This is a genomic window from Wenzhouxiangella sp. YN9 (genome assembly GCF_056324165.1).
Genome location: NZ_JBJNIP010000100.1, coordinates 190,818 through 208,541 on the forward strand (window position 1 = coordinate 190,818; position 17,724 = coordinate 208,541).

14 protein-coding genes are annotated in these 17,724 nt (G+C 62.4%); 5 read left to right on the forward strand and 9 right to left on the reverse strand.

Translation table 11 applies throughout. The features are described 5' to 3' along the window. Positions 1–12 precede the first annotated feature (12 nt). Together ACEWQ0_RS09335 and ACEWQ0_RS09340 are read right to left on the reverse strand one after the other, a co-directional pair. Positions 13–1,539 (reverse strand): PH domain-containing protein, encoded by a 1,527-nt coding sequence (locus ACEWQ0_RS09335; RefSeq protein ID WP_476483425.1) that lies wholly within the window; start codon positions 1,537–1,539, stop codon positions 13–15. 11 nt (positions 1,540–1,550) lie between these two features. Next, complete coding sequence (locus ACEWQ0_RS09340; RefSeq protein ID WP_476483426.1) at positions 1,551–2,111, reverse strand: PH domain-containing protein; 561 nt, start codon at positions 2,109–2,111, stop codon at positions 1,551–1,553. 223 nt (positions 2,112–2,334) lie between these two features. Between ACEWQ0_RS09340 and ACEWQ0_RS09345 the strand changes: the two genes are divergently transcribed. Further along, the gene (locus tag ACEWQ0_RS09345; RefSeq protein WP_476485224.1) at positions 2,335–4,638 is read left to right on the forward strand and encodes a NosD domain-containing protein; all 2,304 of its coding nucleotides are present in this window, start codon (positions 2,335–2,337) and stop codon (positions 4,636–4,638) included. Between the two features lie 83 nt (positions 4,639–4,721). On the opposite strand, the gene ACEWQ0_RS09350 is transcribed toward ACEWQ0_RS09345, so the two are convergent. From ACEWQ0_RS09350 to typA, 3 genes are all read right to left on the reverse strand, one after another. Continuing rightward, on the reverse strand, positions 4,722–5,315 hold the full coding sequence (locus ACEWQ0_RS09350; protein ID WP_476483429.1) for an ECF-type sigma factor: 594 nt from the start codon (positions 5,313–5,315) through the stop codon (positions 4,722–4,724). 64 nt (positions 5,316–5,379) lie between these two features. Next, on the reverse strand, positions 5,380–8,016 hold the full coding sequence (locus tag ACEWQ0_RS09355; protein WP_476485185.1) for a tetratricopeptide repeat protein: 2,637 nt from the start codon (positions 8,014–8,016) through the stop codon (positions 5,380–5,382). 315 nt (positions 8,017–8,331) lie between these two features. Then, positions 8,332–10,137, reverse strand: a complete 1,806-nt coding sequence (gene typA / locus ACEWQ0_RS09360; RefSeq protein WP_476483431.1) for a translational GTPase TypA — start codon at positions 10,135–10,137, stop codon at positions 8,332–8,334. Between the two features lie 121 nt (positions 10,138–10,258). On the opposite strand from typA, the gene ACEWQ0_RS09365 reads away from it, so the two are divergent. Both ACEWQ0_RS09365 and ACEWQ0_RS09370 read left to right on the forward strand, forming a co-directional pair. Then, positions 10,259–11,527: an MgtC/SapB family protein gene (locus ACEWQ0_RS09365; protein ID WP_476483432.1), complete on the forward strand. Its 1,269-nt coding sequence runs from the start codon at positions 10,259–10,261 to the stop codon at positions 11,525–11,527. Between the two features lie 13 nt (positions 11,528–11,540). Next, the gene (locus tag ACEWQ0_RS09370; protein WP_476483433.1) at positions 11,541–12,590 is read left to right on the forward strand and encodes a succinylglutamate desuccinylase/aspartoacylase family protein; all 1,050 of its coding nucleotides are present in this window, start codon (positions 11,541–11,543) and stop codon (positions 12,588–12,590) included. A 16-nt stretch (positions 12,591–12,606) separates the two neighbouring features. Here the strand turns inward: ACEWQ0_RS09370 and tesB are convergent, their stop codons facing one another. Continuing rightward, entirely contained in the window at positions 12,607–13,488 is an 882-nt protein-coding gene (gene tesB / locus ACEWQ0_RS09375; RefSeq protein ID WP_476485186.1) for an acyl-CoA thioesterase II, read from the reverse strand. Beyond that, a complete protein-coding gene (locus tag ACEWQ0_RS09380) occupies positions 13,485–14,051 on the reverse strand; it encodes a hypothetical protein (RefSeq protein WP_476485187.1) in 567 nt (188 codons plus the stop codon). Before ACEWQ0_RS09380 ends, tesB begins: the two co-directional genes overlap by 4 nt. A gap of 157 nt (positions 14,052–14,208) precedes the next feature. Between ACEWQ0_RS09380 and ACEWQ0_RS09385 the strand changes: the two genes are divergently transcribed. Beyond that, positions 14,209–15,186: a malate dehydrogenase gene (locus ACEWQ0_RS09385; protein ID WP_476485188.1), complete on the forward strand. Its 978-nt coding sequence runs from the start codon at positions 14,209–14,211 to the stop codon at positions 15,184–15,186. Between the two features lie 49 nt (positions 15,187–15,235). Then, on the forward strand, positions 15,236–15,673 hold the full coding sequence (locus ACEWQ0_RS09390; protein ID WP_476483437.1) for a DUF4399 domain-containing protein: 438 nt from the start codon (positions 15,236–15,238) through the stop codon (positions 15,671–15,673). Positions 15,674–15,756: 83 nt separating this feature from the next. On the opposite strand, the gene ACEWQ0_RS09395 is transcribed toward ACEWQ0_RS09390, so the two are convergent. Together ACEWQ0_RS09395 and ACEWQ0_RS09400 are read right to left on the reverse strand one after the other, a co-directional pair. Further along, positions 15,757–17,127 carry a class II 3-deoxy-7-phosphoheptulonate synthase gene (locus ACEWQ0_RS09395; RefSeq protein ID WP_476483438.1) on the reverse strand — a complete coding sequence of 457 codons (1,371 nt, stop codon included), beginning with the start codon at positions 17,125–17,127 and terminating at the stop codon, positions 15,757–15,759. A gap of 6 nt (positions 17,128–17,133) precedes the next feature. Next, complete coding sequence (locus ACEWQ0_RS09400; protein ID WP_476485189.1) at positions 17,134–17,646, reverse strand: disulfide bond formation protein B; 513 nt, start codon at positions 17,644–17,646, stop codon at positions 17,134–17,136. Between the last annotated feature and the right edge of the window lie 78 nt (positions 17,647–17,724).

Genomic DNA, 17,724 nt, shown 5'->3' on the forward strand with positions numbered 1-17,724 from the left:
GCCGGCCGAAGTTCAAACGCGGTGGACCCGCGCGGTCTCGGCCGCATGGATTGCCCGGTTGGCCAGCTCAGCTGCATCGCTGACCGAGATGAAAGGCACGCTGACCTGTCCCTGGGGCAGCACCAGGCGCAGCGTGGTCAACCCGTGGCGGCGAAGATAGGGGGATTCCACCAGCACCACCTGCTGCACCATTGCCAGCTCGAAAGCGTCCTGGCGCAGCCCGAACACGCCCTGGCGAATCCAGCACACGCCGTCAACGACCTGCCAGCCCCAGCAGCGCCAGCTGCGGTGAATGAGAAACAGCACCACCAGCAAGACCGCCAGAAAAACTGCCAGTAGCGGCCTCGCCGCCGGCAGAAACCACCAGCCAAGCGCGACCGCTGTCAGCGCCACTGCGGCAAGTCGCATCCACAGCAGGCTACGCAGGCGCCGGCTGACCGCATTGAAACCCGGCGGCACGGAAAACCCCGGCATCAGCCGGGCAATCATGCCGAGATCATCGCGGCGCATGCCCGGCACCAGGAACTGCGTTTGCGAGCGCCCCGTGCCCTGCTCCCGGCTGCCGGCCTGCTTGCCCACCAGGTACCACTGCCCGATCAGGCGGCCCAGCGCCGTCTGGTGCAGCGCAAGTCCGGTCAGTTTTTCACGGCGTATGTCCTGCTCACGCCTGTCGAGCAGCCCGCTGACCGCCAGAAAGCGATCACCACGATCGCGCAGGACAAAGCCATGGAAGCGCACCAGAGACAGAGCACCGGAGAGGGCGAACAACAGCGCAAGCAGTCCGACCAGGAGCGCGGCCGCCCCGATCCAGCCAATGGCCAGCGCGCGCTCGAACAACAGCTTGGCGCCAAACGATTCGATCCATTGCTCGACTCGCCCGCCGAGCGTGCCGACCAGCCAGGCGGCCACGCCGACAATCAACCAGACCTGATTGCTGACCAGCCCATGCAGAAACAGCCGCAGACCGCCGGGCGCGTGCAGCAGCTCGGATTCGAGCGGCGCTTTGTCGTTGCCGCCCTCCCCTGCACCGGTGCAACGTTCGGCGCTTGCAGTCAGATCGATTTCGCCTGCGCCGTGACGGGCTATATGGTCGCGTAGCGCCAGGGCCAGCTCGCGGCCGATCCCCGGCAGCACGACCTCGGCTGATTGTGCGCCGGGCGTCTCCAGCGTGAATCGCACCAGACCAAAGGGCCGAAAATAAAGCGGCTGGCTCAACCCCACGTTCTGCACTCGGGCGAAGCGAACGCGCAGATCCTTGTTCTCGATCAGACCGCGACGCAGGCGGATGGCATCGCCCTCGATACGAAAACGGAATCTGCGATGGTAGACCGCGGCGATCAGCGCGCCTCCGAGCAACAGCACCAGACCACCGAGCAGAAACTCGCGCAGGCCCAGACGATCAAGAAAGGCAAAGCCGGCGCCGGCGCCGGCAAAGGCGTAGAAATTTTCCCGTACCAGCTTGACGCCGCCGTTGACAATCAGAAACAGCAGCGCTATCGGGGCCAGACGCTGCCAGGCGTGAAGGTCGGTCTGCTTCATCGACAGTGACCTCAGCCGTCGCCCGTTCGGTCTTTCTCGGCCTCGTCTTCGGCGGTCGCGGCAATCTGTTCGAGCAGATACTGACGCACACGCCTCGCCGCCGACTGATCAAGACCCCTGACGGTGAGATCGGCACTCATGCCACCGGCGGTGAAACACTTGACTCGCATCAGCCCCAGATGACGCTCCAGCGGCCCATGCACCGCCTCGACGTGCTGGATGCGAGCAAAAGGCATGATCACGGTCTTGCGCCAAATGACGCCGTAACGATAGATCAGGTCGTGCTCGCGCAAGGCCCAGGCCCGATAGCGCACATCCAGCAGGGCATGCACCGCGGCCAGCACGGCGATCGCGGCGGGCACGAGAGGCAGCCACCAGAACCCCTCCAGCGGCACGAAAGGCAGCATCGGCACCACCAGCACGGCCGCGGCCAGCATCAGCCAGAAGCCGGTCTGCGTGATCAGCGCCCAGGGCAGAAAGGCGCGCGCCGCGGCGGTGAGCTCGACGCGTCGGAAATCCGGCAGTGCCGACAAGTCAACCTGCTCATTGCTGAAAGAATCTGCCCGTTCCATCCTCAAACCAGTTTCTGAAGCATAAGTCACCATCGGTCTGCGGTCAGCAGGCCATGCGCCGCTTGAGTGCGTAATCTGCTCAATGATACAGGGCCTTCTGGTTCCGCAGGTCGGGGTTTGCCTGATCAAACCGATTCACCCTGTCTTCATTTTCTCGCAGAGCGCGTATCCCAATACAAGATCCCAATAAAAAAGCACAATGAACTCATCGAAATTGATTCGCATGTTCCACGCCATACTGATATTTGGCCTCAGCCTCGCCGCCGGCGCAGTACTGGCACAAACCACTTTTACCATCAACTCGCTTGGAGATGCTCAAAACTCGGATCCGGGCGACGGGCGCTGCTGGACCGGCGTTCAAATCTGGGTCGGACCAGTGCGGATGAGAGAATGCACCTTGCGAGCCGCCCTGGAGGAAGCAAACGCAACCGCCGGTCCGGTCACCATCGAGATCCACCAGGACATCGAGCGCAACGTCGTCCCTGCAAAAATGTCGATAATCGAGGTCAACTCTGGCCTGCCCTTCATCAGCAACAAAGTGACCATCGCTGGCGAAACCCACCCGGACTGGGAGCAGGATGGCGCCACTCACCTGGTGATTCGCGGCCCGGGCAGCGGCGGTTTCAGTGGGCTGAGGTTCTCGTCGGGCGCGGCGGGCTCGACGGTGAGTAACATCGGCATTCAGGGATTCGGTCAGCATGGCATCCTGCTGAGCGGCGGCGGCAATTATCTTATCGAACACAACGTGCTTGGCGGCGCCTGGACGCCCTATGGGTACGCTCCCGCAGGAAACGGAGCCAACGGCCTGAGAATCAGCGGCTCCGATTCCAACAACATTCGCAACAACACCATCAGAGCCAATGGCAAAAGCGGCATCTGGATACACAATGGGTCAGCCCATAATGTCATGCAGAGCAACGTGATCGGATTGATACGGACCGGCTCATCATCCGACAGCTATTCACCATTTGGAGCAAGTGGCAATGGCGACTACGGAGTATTCATTGCCGACAGCGCCGGTCCCAACAACGCCGTCGGATTCATCAGAGGCAACACCATCTCCAATAACGGCATATCGGGCATTCTGGTCGAGGCTGATGAGCAGATTATCTGGAGTAACCGTATTGGCACACCTCATACCAATGGCACTGCGCCGGGATACGATTCCGCAGACTACGGGAATAGTCAATCTGGCATCGTAATCTCCGGGGGATCCGACAATCGCATTGGCACCTACGGAGGCGGCAACGTGATCGGGCACTCGCTCATCGGCATACACCTTGTTTGGGGGGCCAGCGCTAACAGGATGACCTCGAACTTGATCGGGACCAATCAGGCCGATGAAGATCTTGGGATGAGATATGGAATCTATGTGTCCGATTCTGTCGGCCTAAACAGCCGGATTATCAGCAATACGATCGCGCATAATTTCGACGGAATATATATTGCCGGTGCCGGCGATTTTATCCATCGAAATCAAATTAGAAATAACGCCAACGGTATCAGATTCATAGGATATGGTCATGGTAGGGTCGGTTCTTCCGATATCGCCGACGCAAACGTGATTGGGCACAACGGCACTGGTATCAGTGTCAGCTTCGATGTGATCAACCCAGTAATCATCATCAACAACTACATTGGAACCAATGCCAGTGGCGCATCACTCGGCAACACGACAGGAATAAATGTTTCTGCCCCTCATGGCAGAGTCAGCATCGGCCTGTATGAAGATCCATTTGGCCCCTACGAAACAGGCAACATCATTGTCAACAGCACATCTAGCGGCATTCGTCTACATGGGGATGCCAGCGGCGTCATTATCGCCAGCAACCTTATCGGTGTCCATTCAAGCGGCGAGCCCATGCCCAATCGCAAAGGCATTTACTTCGACGGCAGTTCCAGCTCGACCATAACCGACAATCGGGTGGGCTACGCGCTGAGCGATGTCATCAACCCCGAATCCTGGCTGCCCGGAGGAAGCGGTGACGGCAACATAATTGCCTACAATGATGAAGCCATAAGCCTCGAGCGCGCCGATGACAATTCGACCGGCAACGTGATTCGAGGAAACAGCATTTACAGCAACGGGCCGGCCGGCACGCGGGGCATCGACCTGGGAATGGAAGAACTTGATATTGGCGGCGCTGCAAGCGGGCCGAACAGGCTGATGAACTACCCCGACTTCGACGCCGCTGCCACCGAATACGATGCCGAAGCAGGAGAAATAAATTACCGCGTCCGCGTCCAGACCACACCAGCTAACGCCGACTATCCGCTGACCATCGACTTCTACCTGACCGACGGCAGCAGCCCGCAGGGCAAGACCTTCATCGACTCCATGGTTTATCCGATCTCGGCAGCGTTCGAGTTTCGCACCGGCACGCTGGCGCTCAACCAGCCGGTTGATACTTCAACCTACCTGGTCGCCACCGCAACTGACGCCTCTGGCAACACCAGCCAGTTCAGCAACCAGCCCTGGCGGCTGATCACCCCCGAAGACGCGATCTTTTCGGACCGCTTCGAGTGAGCACGGGGCATGCACAAGCACTCCAGATCAAGCAGGTGAAGTGGACATGCCCGGGCTTGCAGATGCAAGAAGCAAGAAGCACCCTAGCCCGGGTCGAATTCAGCCAGCTCGATTGTCAGCCAGGCCCGCGCCCGCCGTAGATCGCGAATCACGGTGCGGCTGGACAAGCCGAACATTTCACCAATTTCCTCGACGGTGAAGCCGGCATAAAGCTGAGCCACCAGCGCCTCTGTCATGCGGCGATCGTCTGTGGCCATGCGCTGGAGCGCCGCGTCCACCGCCATCACCCGCACCAGATCCTCGGCTTCCAGGCTGTACTCAGCCTCTTCGAAGGTCTCGCGGATCTGGTCGCCGCCGCGTTTTTCCGCCAGTTGCTTGCGAGCGTAGTCGACTATGAGCTGGCGCATGACACGGGCAACCAGGCGTTGAAAATGCAGCCGGTTCTCGATCTCACCGCCGGCACTTTTTTGCATCTTCAAAAAGGCCTCATGCACCAGCGCAGTCGTTCGCAGCGTCGCGCTGCTTCCCAGGCGCTGGCGCTGGGCACGACCGATCCGCTTCATGTCGTCATAGACAAGCGGCAACAGTTGTTCGAACAGCTCCGGCTGTTTGTGGATCTCGGCCAACAGTTGCGTAACCTCTTGCTCGGGCACCGGCCGAAAAGGATCGACCTTCATGACCCGACCTCGGCCGGCCGCAAACCGCAGCGCCAATCCAGCACTGCCTTTACATTCCCGGTGTTCACGGAACCGTCTCCTCAGGGTTCAGTACTGCCTGCCAGTGTCTTGCGCGTTCATCATGTCCCGCCTCGGGCGCGGCCTCGTGCCAGCCAGTGTAGGCATTTACGAGAGACTCAACCACAACTTTGGTGCCCTTGTCCTCGGCACCGAGCGCCTCGACGAAGATCTGATGCGCTTCCAGCATGGCTGCCACAGCTTCGTCATGACGACCCAGAGCCGCCAGATCACGGCCATGACGGTTCAGGAACACGCCCAGATACCAGTGGCCGTCGGCCAGCGATTGACGACCTCGATTTACGGCTTCGTTTGCAAGCGCTTCGGCCAGTTCAAACCGCTCGAGATTGTGCAGCAGGCCAGCCAGGTTATTCATGGCAATCAGGGTTCTGGGATGGTCGTCACCACGAACCTTTCGCGAAATGGACAAGGCCTCCCGATAGTGAATCTCGGCTTCTGCCAGCCGTCCGGTCTGGTCCATCAGATATCCAAGATTGTTGGCTGATGTCAAAGTCTGGGGATGCTCCCGGCCAAGCACCTTGCGACGACGAACCAGCGCTTCTCGATAATAGGGCTCAGCCTCATCAAAGCGTTTCTGGCTGGCAAGAAACACACCAAGGTTGCTGATCGATTGCAGCGTGTCGGGATCTTCATTCCCCAGCAGTTGACGTCGCTTGTCGAGCGCTTCCCGATACAACGCCAGAGCCTCATCAGGTTGGTCCAGACTGTCGATCAAAGCAGCCATGTTGGAAATGGAAATCATCGTATCCCGGTGTTCGTCACCGAGCACGACGCGCCGCCCCTGCAAGGCCTTGCGGAAAAAGGGTTCGGCTGCGGCATATTGCCCCAATGCTTCCAGCGCGGTCCCTACATTGCTCAGCGCGGTAAGCGTGGCCGGATGCTCGGGCCCATGCAGGGCCTCGAAGCCGGCCATGGCCTCGCGGAAGAACCCCAGTGATTCCTCACGCCGACCCTCGAAAGCCATTTGCTGCCCCATGCGGTTGATCGAATCGAGCGTGTCCGGGTGCCTGTTGCCCAGCCGCTCTCGCCGAATCGCGAGAGCCCGGGCCTGCGGCAGGCCAGCTTGCATGCCCAGGCCCAGAGTGCGCAGTGTCGCTGCTGCTGATTGCAGCAGCCGGGCGCGAACCAGCGGCTGATCGGCAAATTGCCTGTCCATGGCATCGAGCGCGCGGTCGAAGATGTTTTCCCGAAGCGTGTTGCGGGCCAGGTCCGTGAAGTTGATCCGAGCAAGCATGGCTTGCGCATTTGACTCTTCCCGTTCCAGCTCCTCGCTGCCGAGACCGTCTCGCGCCAGCGAAACTCGGTGCAGATCAACGATCGCCGCCCGCATCCCGGCGCCCATTTGCCGGGCGTCGATCGAGGAAAGCTGTTCGGCCTGGAAAGCAACGACTTGCTCCAGCTCACGAGCCAGCTGCGCGCTCTGGGCTTCGGCCTGTATGGCGCGCTCGGTCTGGGCCGTGGCGCGGTCGCGCTCGAGCATTGCTGAACGAGCCTGCCAGAGGGCTGTGGCAAGCGCCAGGCACAGCGCTAACGTTACCGCCGTGGCCGCGCCAACCATCAGGCGATGGCGTTGCACGAAGCGCGTCAGGAGATACATCCGCGTCGGCGGGCGCGCACTGACCGGAAGCTGCGCACGATAGCGATGAAGGTCTGCAATCAGACCGGAGACGAATCCGTATCGATCCCACGGCTGTTCGGCAGTCGCCTGCGTAATGATTGCCGCCATGTCTTCGCGGCGAGCAAGGGTTTCAGGCAGCTGACCCGCGTCAACCGCACCGGCATGCCGGCCCGGCAGCGCGCCGGTCATGAGCCAGTGCAGCATGGCGCCCAGCGACCAGACGTCGGATTGGGTCGACACCGGCTCACCGGCCAGAAGCTCAGGTGCTGCGAAGGCGGGCGTCAGTGCCTTGACCCCTGACTCATCACTCGCCTGGTCTTCGAGCAGCTGCGCCACGCCGAAATCGACCAAACGAACTGCACCTTCCTCGTTGATGCGAACGTTGCCGGGCTTGAGATCGCTGTGCACCACCCGGCACTGATGCGCATGCGCCACCGCGCGCGCCATCTGCTCGAACAGGTCCAGGCGGGTCGCCAGATCGGGGCTTTCATCGCGAATGTATTCATCGAGGTCGCGCCCGGGAACCCACTCCATGACCAGATAGGCATGACCATCCTCGGTGGTGCCGCCATCGATCAGGCGGGCGATATTGCGGTGGCTCAGCCGCGCCAGGAGCTGCCGCTCGACGGCAAGCCGCTGATCCAGGGCTTTCTGCCGAACCCGGATGAGCTTGATCGCTGCATCCATCTCGAACGCCCCATCGGCCCGCCCTGCCCGGTAGACCGTGCCCATCCCGCCGCTGCCAACGGCTTGCTCGATTCGCCATGGGCCCAGCCGAGTGCCGGCTGGAAGCAGCACTTCCTGCCTGAAACGCGCGTCCTGCCTGGCGGCCAGACCTACGCGCTCAAACAGGGTATCCAGAAACCGGGCCGGCTCCAGGCTGGCCGCCAGCAGGTCGACCAGCCAGCGATGAACCCGCGGTGCGCGCGCAGCGATGGCTGCCAGCTGTTGCTCACGAGCAGGATCGTCCAGCTCGAGAAGCTGGTCCAGAAGTCGATTCAGCAACAAGCGACGTGCTGGAGTCAGGCGCGACACACCGTATCCCTCTGAGATCACCCGGCCCTTTGCGTTCGCAGTCGTCACCCACCGCGACGGCTGCAGCCCTGTTAAGCCGGCATCAAAGCAGGTTGCATTCAGGGCTCCAGGAATGGCCCGAATCGAGGCGTCGCTCGCCGGGAAGGGTCATTCCCTCTTCAAGAGCGGCAACGCCGAGTCGGGCCACTCCTGGAGCCCTGGATGCAACCTGCCTTGATGCCGAGTCAACAGTGTACCCCAGCACTAACCGTGAATCGGAAGGTGCCCAGTGAGTGACGGGGCCGACTAGGCTCGCCCGGCGCGCTTGCGCTCGTGCTCCTTGAGCAGGCGCTTGCGCAGGCGGATGTGCTCGGGCGTGACTTCAACCAGTTCGTCGTCATTGATGAACTCCAGTGCCTGTTCGAGCGTCATTCGGACCGGCGGGGTGAGCTGGACGGCGTCGTCCTTGCCGGCGGCGCGAATATTGCTGTGCTTCTTGCCTTTCATCGGGTTGACGACCAGGTCGTTGTCACGGGCATGCAGGCCGATGATCTGGCCTTCGTAGATGTCCTGCCCAGGGCCGATGAACATCTTGCCGCGGTCTTGCAGATTGAACAGTGCAAAGGCAACGCTGGTGCCGTTTTCCATGCTGATCAGGGTGCCGTTGGCGCGCTCGGCGACGCGCTCGGTGGCCGGGCCCCAGTGGTCGAAGACCCGAAAGAACAAGCCGGTGCCCGACGTCATCGTGCGATAGGCGTTCTGAAAACCGATCAGGCCGCGCGCCGGCGCGATGTAGTCGAGCCGCACCCGGCCCTTGCCGTCGGGCTGCATGTTCTCGAGCTGGCCCATGCGCTCGCCCATGGCCTGCATGACCGCCCCCTGATGGGCTTCGTCGATGTCGAGCACGACCTGCTCCCAGGGCTCCTGCACCGCACCGCTGTCGTCTTTTTTCTTGCGTACCCGCGGGCGCGAGACGGCCAGCTCGTAGCCCTCGCGGCGCATCGTCTCGATCAGCACCGACAGGTGCAGTTCGCCGCGACCGGCGACGTCGAACTGTTCAGGGTCGCCGGTATCGGATACCTGCAGCGCGACGTTGTGGCTGGCCTCCTGATACAGGCGTGCGCGCAGCTGTCGGCTGGTCAGGAACTTGCCTTCACGCCCGGCAAACGGCGAGTTGTTGACCTGAAAGGTCATGTGAATGGTCGGCTCGTCCACCTGCAGCGCCGGCATGGGTTCAACGCTGGCCGGATCACAAAGCGTCGCCGAGATGCCGAGATCCTCGACCCCGGTCACCGCAATGATATCGCCGGCGCTGGCCTCGTCGACCTCCTCACGCTTGAGCCCCTTGAAGCCCAGCACCTGCAGCACCCGGCCGGAGCGGCTCTGGCCGTCGCGATCGACGACGGTGACCGCCTGATTGGGCCGGATTCGACCGCGCTTGATGCGCCCGACCCCGATCAGGCCCACGTAGGAGGAATAGGCCAGGCTCGAGATCTGCATCTGGAACGGGCCGTCGGGATCCACGTCGGGCGCGGGCACGTGCTCGATCAGGGCCTCGAACAACGGTGTAAGGTCGCCGTCGCTGACGTCGGGCTCGGTCGAGGCAAAGCCGTTGAGCGCCGAGGCATAAATGACCGGAAAGTCGAGCTGTTCATCGCTGGCGCCAAGCTTGTCGAACAGATCGAAGGTCTGGTTGAGCACCCAGTCCGGGCGCGCGCCCGGCCGGTCGATCTTGTTGATCACGACGATCGGACGAAAGCCCATGTCGAAGGCCTTCTGGGTCACGAAACGGGTCTGCGGCATCGGTCCATCGACAGCGTCGACCAGCAGCAGCACCGAGTCGACCATCGAGAGCACCCGCTCGACCTCTCCGCCGAAATCAGCATGACCGGGAGTGTCGACGATATTGATCCGCCAGTCGTTCCAGTTGATGGCGGTGTTCTTCGACAGGATCGTGATACCGCGCTCGCGCTCCTGATCTTCGGAGTCCATGACGCGTTCTTCAACGCGCTCGTGGGCGGCGAACTCGCCGGACTGGCGTAGCAGCTGGTCAACCATGGTGGTCTTGCCGTGGTCGACGTGGGCGATGATGGCGATATTACGAAGTTTCATTGACTCTCGCTTGGTTGTGGGGTGCGCATTATAGTGCGGCAGCGGACCCGCCGACTGCAGTAAAGTCGGCAATGATGCCCTGAACTGCCCGCACTCCATCGCGCGGGTTTAATATGGTGACATGCCTGTAGCAACCGATTCTTTCATTCTTCTGAGCGTGGCGCTGGCCATTGGCCTGCTGATCGGTGCCGAACGCGGCTGGCAGGGCCGCGACGTCGAAGAGGGCCGGCGCGTGGCTGGACTGCGCACCTACGGCCTGATCGGACTGATCGGGGGCACGGTCGGGCTGCTCAGCCAGGACGGCTCCACCTGGCTGATCGGCCTGGTCTTCATCGGTCTGGTCATCTCCAGCGCCACGGCCTATGTGATGACCACGCGCACGGGTCATGACTTCGGCATCACCAGCGAAACGGCCTCGCTGGCCACCTATCTGCTGGCTGCGCTGGCGGGCGTTGGGCATATCGCACCGGCCGCAGCGGCGGCCATCGTCATGGCCATGCTGCTGCGTTTCAAGGAACAGTTGCACGGCTGGCTCGAGCGCGTTCGGCGCGAAGAGCTGTCGGCGGTGCTCAAGCTGCTGCTGATCTCGGTGGTGCTGCTGCCCATTCTACCCGACCGTGGTTACGGCCCCTGGGAGGCGCTCAACCCGCACACGATCTGGCTGTGGGTCGTTCTGATCGCGGCGATCTCGTTTTTCGGCTACATCGCCATTCGCGTCATCGGCCCGCAGAAAGGTATCGTTTTCGGCGGCCTGGCCGGCGGCCTCGCCTCTTCGACTGCGACCACGCTCGCCTTCTCGCGCATCAGCCAGCAACAGGGTGGCATGACCTCGGTGCTGGCGGCCGGCATCCTGCTGGCCTGCACGTCGATGCTGGGGCGCATGATCGTGGTCGCCGCGCTGGTCAACCCGGCGCTGCTGCCGTTGCTGTGGATGCCGGCAACGGTCATGCTGGTCGCCACGCTTGCGCCGGTCTATTTTCTGCTGCGCCACCAGAAGCACGAATCCCATGCCGAGCAGGAAGCCAGTGCGCTGCGCAACCCGATGGAGCTTAAATCGGCGCTGCTGTTCGGCGGGCTGCTGGCCGTCGTGCTGCTGCTGGGCAAGATGCTTTCCGAATGGGCCGGCAACGCCGGGCTGTGGGCACTCGCGGCAGCGTCGGGAATAGCGGACGTGGATGCCATCAACATCTCCCTGTCGCAGATGAGCCGTGACCAGATCAGTGCGACCGTTGCCGTGGTCGGCATTACCATTGCCGCCAGCGTCAACTCGCTGGTCAAGGTAGCTCTGGCGTCCGGAATCGGCGGGCGCGCGCTTGGCCGGCGGGTCATCGCGCCGTTGGTGGCGGCGGCCATCGGTGGACTGGCCACCGCACTGTGGCAACACCTGTGAGGCTCTGAAGCGCATGCCCCGCAAGATGGAAAACCAGCCGATCCGGATCGGCAGCGTTGAAGTTCACCCCGGCGAGCGTCGCAGCATCAATCTGGAAGCCGGGCGCCTGTACACGCATTCCCCGGCCACGATGCCGGTTCAGGTGTTGTGCGGCAAGCGCGCAGGCCCGGTGCTGTTTGTCTCCGCGGCCATCCATGGCGACGAGCTCAACGGCGTGGAAATCATCCGGCGTCTGCTCAAGGTGCCGGCGCTCAAGCGCCTGAAAGGCACCTTGATTGCCGTCCCCATCGTCAACCTGCACGGCTTCATCAATCAGTCGCGCTATTTCCCCGACCGACGCGATCTCAACCGCAGTTTCCCCGGCTCGGGCAAAGGGTCGCTCGCCGCGCGGGTAGCGCATCTTTTCATGAATGAAATCGTCAGCCAGGCCACGCACGGAATCGACCTGCATACCGGCGCCTTGCACCGCAGCAACCTGCCGCAGATTCGCGCCAACCTGGACGACGAAGACACCCTGACGCTGGCACAGGCGTTCGGAACGCCGGTCATTCTCAATTCTGCCCTGCGCGATGGTTCTCTGCGGATGGCTGCGATGGACCACGAGATTCCGATCCTGCTCTACGAGGCCGGTGAGGCCCTGCGCTTTGACGAAGTGGCCATACGCGGCGGAGTGGAAGGCATCGTGCGCGTCATGCGCCAGCTCGGAATGCTGCGCAGAACCCGAAAGAAAGCGCCCCCCGTGCCGGTCATCGCCCGTTCGAGCAGCTGGGTACGCTCACCGCAGAGCGGACTGTTCCGCGCTCGCGCGCAGCTGGGTGATCGCGTCAGCCGTGATGAAACCGTGCTCGGGGCAGTATCTGATCCATTCGGCGAGGAGGAAACGGAGATCAGAGCGCCCTTTTCCGGAATCGTCATCGGCTGTCTCAACCTGCCGCTGGTCAACGAAGGCGACGCGATCTATCACGTCGCGCGCTTCTACCGCACCGATATCGCCCACGAACGCGTCGGCGACTATACCGAGTCGCTGGAGTCCGACGACTTTCCCTACGGCGAGGAAACCTGACTCGACAAGCTTCCGCTCACCGGGCTCGCCCGGCCTTGCCCGGATCCCAGGAGCGGATCACACCTTCCTGAGCCGTGGACGCCACCAGCTCGCCCGACTGACTGAAGAACTGGCCGCGGGTAAACCCGCGCCCGCCGTGGCTGCTGGGGCTGTCGCAGGCATAGAGCAGCCATTCGTCAACCCGGAACGGGCGATGGAACCACAAGGCATGATCAATACTGGCCATCTGCACCGGTCGCGTACTGAAGTCCAGCTCGTGCGGTAAAGTCGCTGTTCCCAGCAGTTCGTAGTCGGACACGTAGGTGAGCAGATTGCGGTGCAGCGCCGGATCATCAGGCAGCTGATCCCAGGCGCGCATCCACACGTGTTTTCGCGGCGGGCGGGCCTCGGCATCGATGAACTTTGGCGGCTCGACCGGACGAAACTCCAGCGGCGGCCGGTGCGCCAGCAACCTGCGCATTTTTCCGGGCACGCGGTCGATGATCGAGTCCTGAATGTCGATGCTCTTTGACAGCCCCTCCGGCCCCGGCACCGACGGCACCTCGAACTGGTGTTCGAATCCTTCCTCGCCGACGTGAAACGAAGCGGCCAGGTTCAGAATCGGCTGCCCGTGCTGAATGGCCAGGACACGGCGGTTGGAGTAGCTGCCGCCGTCGCGCGAGCGCTCGACCTGGTAGATCACCGGCAGGTTGAAGTCACCCGGCCGGAGAAAATAGGCGTGCAGCGAGTGCGGTCTGCGCCCCTCGACCGTGGCGTGTGCAGCAGACAACGCCTGCCCCAGAACCTGGCCGCCAAACACCTGCGGCGCGCCGATATCATGGCTCTGACCGCGAAACAGGTTGTTTTCCAGGCGCTCGAGATCAAGCAGCCCGATGACCGATGCCAGGGCATCGTTCATGCATCATCTTCCCAGCCCCAGGGCGCCGGCGGCGCATCAACCGGGTTGCTCAAATCAAAGTCAACCTGAAACACCCGCGGCGTGCCCAGGCGCCACAGACCGTAAGTAAAGGTTTCATCCGGCTCGACGCGCATCGTCCAGACATTCGAAAATGCCGGCTCGATGATTTCACGCGTCTGCTGGTCGGCGGGAAAGTACTGAACCCCCGCCATGCCGCTATTGGTCGTGGTGCCGCCATACATGGTCACGTCCTCGTCACTTCCGTCTGCGTGACGATGATCATGCTTGAGCTCGATGCGATCGCCCTTGCGCGTAAGCACCCAGGTGCGCGAGCGATCATCGCCCACCATGAAGGGAATGCGGATTTTCCCTTCGCTGCATTCACGCACGTGCATCAACAGGCGCTTGCCGGCAAAATCGTTCTCTCCGGCTGGTGCCTCGATCAGCTCACCCTCGAAGGCCTGGCCGCAAAGCGCCTGCAGACTGGACCAGAAATCATCCACCGGTTTTGCGCTGGCGGATGTGAATAACAGCAGTGCCCCAAGGCAGACGATGCTTCGCATGATGTACTCCGACTGGGTTGACAGGCTGAATACTATACCTCCTGCAGAGGCACCGCGGGTCCGGCCGGTTTGCCACCGGTACCGCGGCAATCAGGCTGGGCGTCCTGCTTGCGTTAAAATGGGCAATTGCCAACCAACATCATGCAGGAGATCACCCATGGAAAAACCCGTACGCGTGGCCATCACCGGCGCCGCCGGCCAGATCGGTTATCAGCTGTGTTTCCGGATTGCTGCCGGCGATATGCTGGGTCTGAACCAGCCGGTCATCCTCCAGCTGATCGAGATTCCGCCAGCCATCGACGCACTCAAGGGCGTTGCCATGGAGCTCGAGGACGCCGCCCTCCCCTTGCTGCACGGCATCGTCACGACAACCGAGCTTGACGAGGGTTTCAAGGACGCCGACATCGCCCTGCTGGTTGGCGCCAAGCCGCGCGGTGCCGGCATGGAGCGCGCCGACCTGCTGGCTGAAAACGGCAAGATCTTCGGCCCCCAGGGCAAGAGCCTCAACGCCGTGGCCAGCCGCGACGTCAAAGTGCTGGTGGTTGGCAACCCGGCCAATACCAATGCGCTGATCACTCAGGCGAACGCACCGGATCTGCCGCCGGAAAATTTCACCGCCATGACGCGCCTCGATCACAACCGCGCCATCGCCCAGTTGGCGAACAAGACCGGCACGCACCATACCCGCATCAAGCAGATGACGATCTGGGGCAATCACTCTTCCACCCAGTATCCGGACATTCACCACGTCAATGTCGACGGCAAGGCCGGTATCGATCAAGTCGACCGCGACTGGTACGAGAACGACTTCATCCCCACGGTGCAGCAGCGCGGCGCCGCCATCATCAAGGCCCGCGGAGCCTCCAGCGCGGCGTCGGCGGCTTCCAGCGCCATCGACCATATCCGCGACTGGGTGCGCGGCACCGACGGCGATGACTGGGTCTCCATGGCCGTCCCTGCAGACGGCAGCTACGGCATCGAGCAGGGCGTGATCTTCTCTTTCCCATGCACCTGCGAAGGCGGCGAATGGAAAATCGTCCAGGGCCTGGAAATCAACGAGTTCTCGCGCGCGCGTCTGGACGCCACCGACAAGGAGCTGCGCGAAGAGCGTCAGGCGGTGGACTCGCTGCTCTGAATGCCCGCTGATCAACGACGTCATTGGTAAACCGCTCAGGGAGATTGCAATGAAGGCACTCAAGCTTCCCGTGCTCACGCTCCTGCTGCTCTTGCCAGCCTTGGCCCCGGCCCAGGGAATGGACCGCATCAAATCGCCCGACGGCGCCCGCGTTTATTTCATCACGCCCGACGACGGCGCCACCGTGTCCAGTCCGGTGACCATCCGCTTCGGGCTTGAAGGCATGGGCATCGCCCCGGCCGGTGTCGTCCAGCAAGGCACGGGACACCATCATCTACTGATCGACCTTGGCGACAGCGAGATGCCGGGCATGGATCGCCCCCTGCCCACATCCGATCAGCTGATTCACTTCGGCGGCGGGCAGACCGAGGTCGACATCGAACTCGAACCGGGAGAACACACGCTACAGCTTCTGGTGGGCGACTACCGTCACGTTCCCCACAATCCGCCGGTGATATCGGAACGAATTACCATCACGGTCGAGTAACGGCGCCTGGACACACTCGCGCACAAAAAAAGCCCGGCGCATGCCGGGCTTTCGCTTTGGCGAGCCAGCGAGCTACCGCCATCTCAGCCAAGGCTGCGGTGCTTGCCGACAATGCGCATCGACAGTTCCAGCGCCTGCTCATAGTTCAGGCGCGGGTCGACCGTGGTCTTGTAGGCGCGGCAGAGGTCCTGCTCGCCCAGCTCACGCGCCCCACCGGTGCATTCGGTAACGTTCTCTCCAGTCAGTTCGAGATGCACGCCACCCAGCCGGGAGCCAGAAGCGGCATGAATATCGAATGACTGCTCGACCTCGGACACGATATTGGCAAAACGCCGCGTCTTGTAACCGTTTCCGGTCGTCTCGGTATTACCGTGCATGGGGTCGCAGATCCACAGCACCGGCGAGCCAGTCGCGCGCACGGCCTCGATCAACGGCGGCAGCTTGTCGGCAACCTGGCTGGCGCCCATGCGATGGATCAGCACCAGGCGGCCCGCCTCGTTGTCCGGGTTGAGGGTGCGGATCAGGTCCTTGAGCCAGCTGGCCGACATCCCCGGCCCGAGCTTGATGCCCATGGGGTTGCGGATGCCGCGGAACATTTCCACGTGCGCACCTTCCATGTCGGCGGTCCGCATGCCGATCCACGGGAAATGCGTTGACAGGTTGAACCAGCCCCACTGGCGCGGCACCCGGCGCGTGAGCGCCTGTTCATAGTTCAGGTGCAGCGCTTCGTGCGAGGTGAAGAAGTCTACTCTGCGTACACTGCCGGGCTTCTGTCCGGTAATGGTTTCCATGAACCGCAGTGAATGGCCGATGCTGTCGGCAATGCGTTCGAATTCCGCGGCCAGGGGTGAGTGTTCGAGCCAGCCCAGGTTCCAGTATTCCGGATGATGCAGATCGGCAAAGCCGCCGTCGACCAGCGCACGGACGAAGTTCATCGTCATTGCCGAGCTGGCATGACCGCGCAGCAGGCGCTCGGGGTCGGGCGTACGGGCCTGTTCGGTAAATTCCGGCGCGTTGACCAGATCACCGCGGTAGCTCGGCAGGGTGACCCCGTCGCGCGTTTCGGTATCGGCCGAACGCGGCTTTGCGTACTGGCCGGCAAAACGACCGATCCGCACAACCGGCTTTTCCATTCCGTGCAGCAGCACCAACGACATCTGCAGCAGCACCTTGAGGCGGTTGGCGATGATGGTCGGCTCGCAGTCGTCGAACAGCTCGGCGCAGTCGCCGCCCTGGAGCACGAAACGCTTGCCTGCCTGGGCCTCGGCGATCTGCTCCTTGAGCGTGAGAATTTCCCATGAGGTCACCAGCGGCGGCATCGCCGTCAGGCGATTCAGCGCCTGATGGAAGGCCACTTCGTCAGGATAGGTGGCCTGCTGACTGGCCTCCTTCTGCTGCCAGGAGTCCGGCCGCCAGCCGTGGGCAGGAGTGATGGTCTTGAGTTTTTCGCTCATGATGATTCAGATCCGATCGTGTGCACGGGGTGCCAACAGCACCCACAGCATGAAAGCTGCAAGTCCAACATACCAGATCAGCGTCCACAGGGGCATTGACAGACCAAGAAAGTGCCAATCAACTTCGGCGCACTCACCTGCGCCCGTGAAAGCTTCGCGCAGGATCTCGGCCAGCGGAAAATCGTACTCGAGCATGAAATACATGCCGGGGCCGCAATCGGGCACCTTATCGGCCGGCAGACTCTGCAGCCACACGTGCCGCGAGGCAGTCACCACCCCCCAGCCGGCGCCGAGCAGGATCGGCACGCCATAAATCCAGCGCCCCCAGGCCACGGGACCATGAACGGCACCAGCCAGTGCAAATACCCCCATGAGCATGAACCCCAGGCGCTGCAGTATGCAAAGCGGACAGGGCTCCAGCTCGAGGACGAACTGGGCGTAATAGGCGTAGGCCAGGAGGCCCGCACAGGCGACAAGAATCAGCAGGAAAGGCCAGCGGCCGCGGATCGGATTCATCATGTGGATATTGTATGCAATTTGGCCGCGCTGGCGCGCTCGGGTGGCAGGGTTTCGGCACCGCTCGGACGGGTGTGTCGG

What these genes read in the sequence shown, in the direction of transcription:
- tesB (WP_476485186.1), bottom strand. Translation starts at nt 13,488, where the DNA reads ATGAACGATGCCCTGGCATCGGTCATCGGGCTGCTTGATCTCGAGCGC.
- ACEWQ0_RS09335 (WP_476483425.1), bottom strand. Translation starts at nt 1,539, where the DNA reads ATGAAGCAGACCGACCTTCACGCCTGGCAGCGTCTGGCCCCGATAGCG.
- ACEWQ0_RS09350 (WP_476483429.1), bottom strand. Translation starts at nt 5,315, where the DNA reads ATGAAGGTCGATCCTTTTCGGCCGGTGCCCGAGCAAGAGGTTACGCAA.
- ACEWQ0_RS09395 (WP_476483438.1), bottom strand. Translation starts at nt 17,127, where the DNA reads ATGAGCGAAAAACTCAAGACCATCACTCCTGCCCACGGCTGGCGGCCG.
- ACEWQ0_RS09370 (WP_476483433.1), top strand. Translation starts at nt 11,541, where the DNA reads ATGCCCCGCAAGATGGAAAACCAGCCGATCCGGATCGGCAGCGTTGAA.
- ACEWQ0_RS09380 (WP_476485187.1), bottom strand. Translation starts at nt 14,051, where the DNA reads ATGCGAAGCATCGTCTGCCTTGGGGCACTGCTGTTATTCACATCCGCC.
- ACEWQ0_RS09390 (WP_476483437.1), top strand. Translation starts at nt 15,236, where the DNA reads ATGAAGGCACTCAAGCTTCCCGTGCTCACGCTCCTGCTGCTCTTGCCA.
- ACEWQ0_RS09345 (WP_476485224.1), top strand. Translation starts at nt 2,335, where the DNA reads ATGTTCCACGCCATACTGATATTTGGCCTCAGCCTCGCCGCCGGCGCA.
- ACEWQ0_RS09400 (WP_476485189.1), bottom strand. Translation starts at nt 17,646, where the DNA reads ATGATGAATCCGATCCGCGGCCGCTGGCCTTTCCTGCTGATTCTTGTC.
- ACEWQ0_RS09385 (WP_476485188.1), top strand. Translation starts at nt 14,209, where the DNA reads ATGGAAAAACCCGTACGCGTGGCCATCACCGGCGCCGCCGGCCAGATC.
- typA (WP_476483431.1), bottom strand. Translation starts at nt 10,137, where the DNA reads ATGAAACTTCGTAATATCGCCATCATCGCCCACGTCGACCACGGCAAG.
- ACEWQ0_RS09340 (WP_476483426.1), bottom strand. Translation starts at nt 2,111, where the DNA reads ATGGAACGGGCAGATTCTTTCAGCAATGAGCAGGTTGACTTGTCGGCA.
- ACEWQ0_RS09365 (WP_476483432.1), top strand. Translation starts at nt 10,259, where the DNA reads ATGCCTGTAGCAACCGATTCTTTCATTCTTCTGAGCGTGGCGCTGGCC.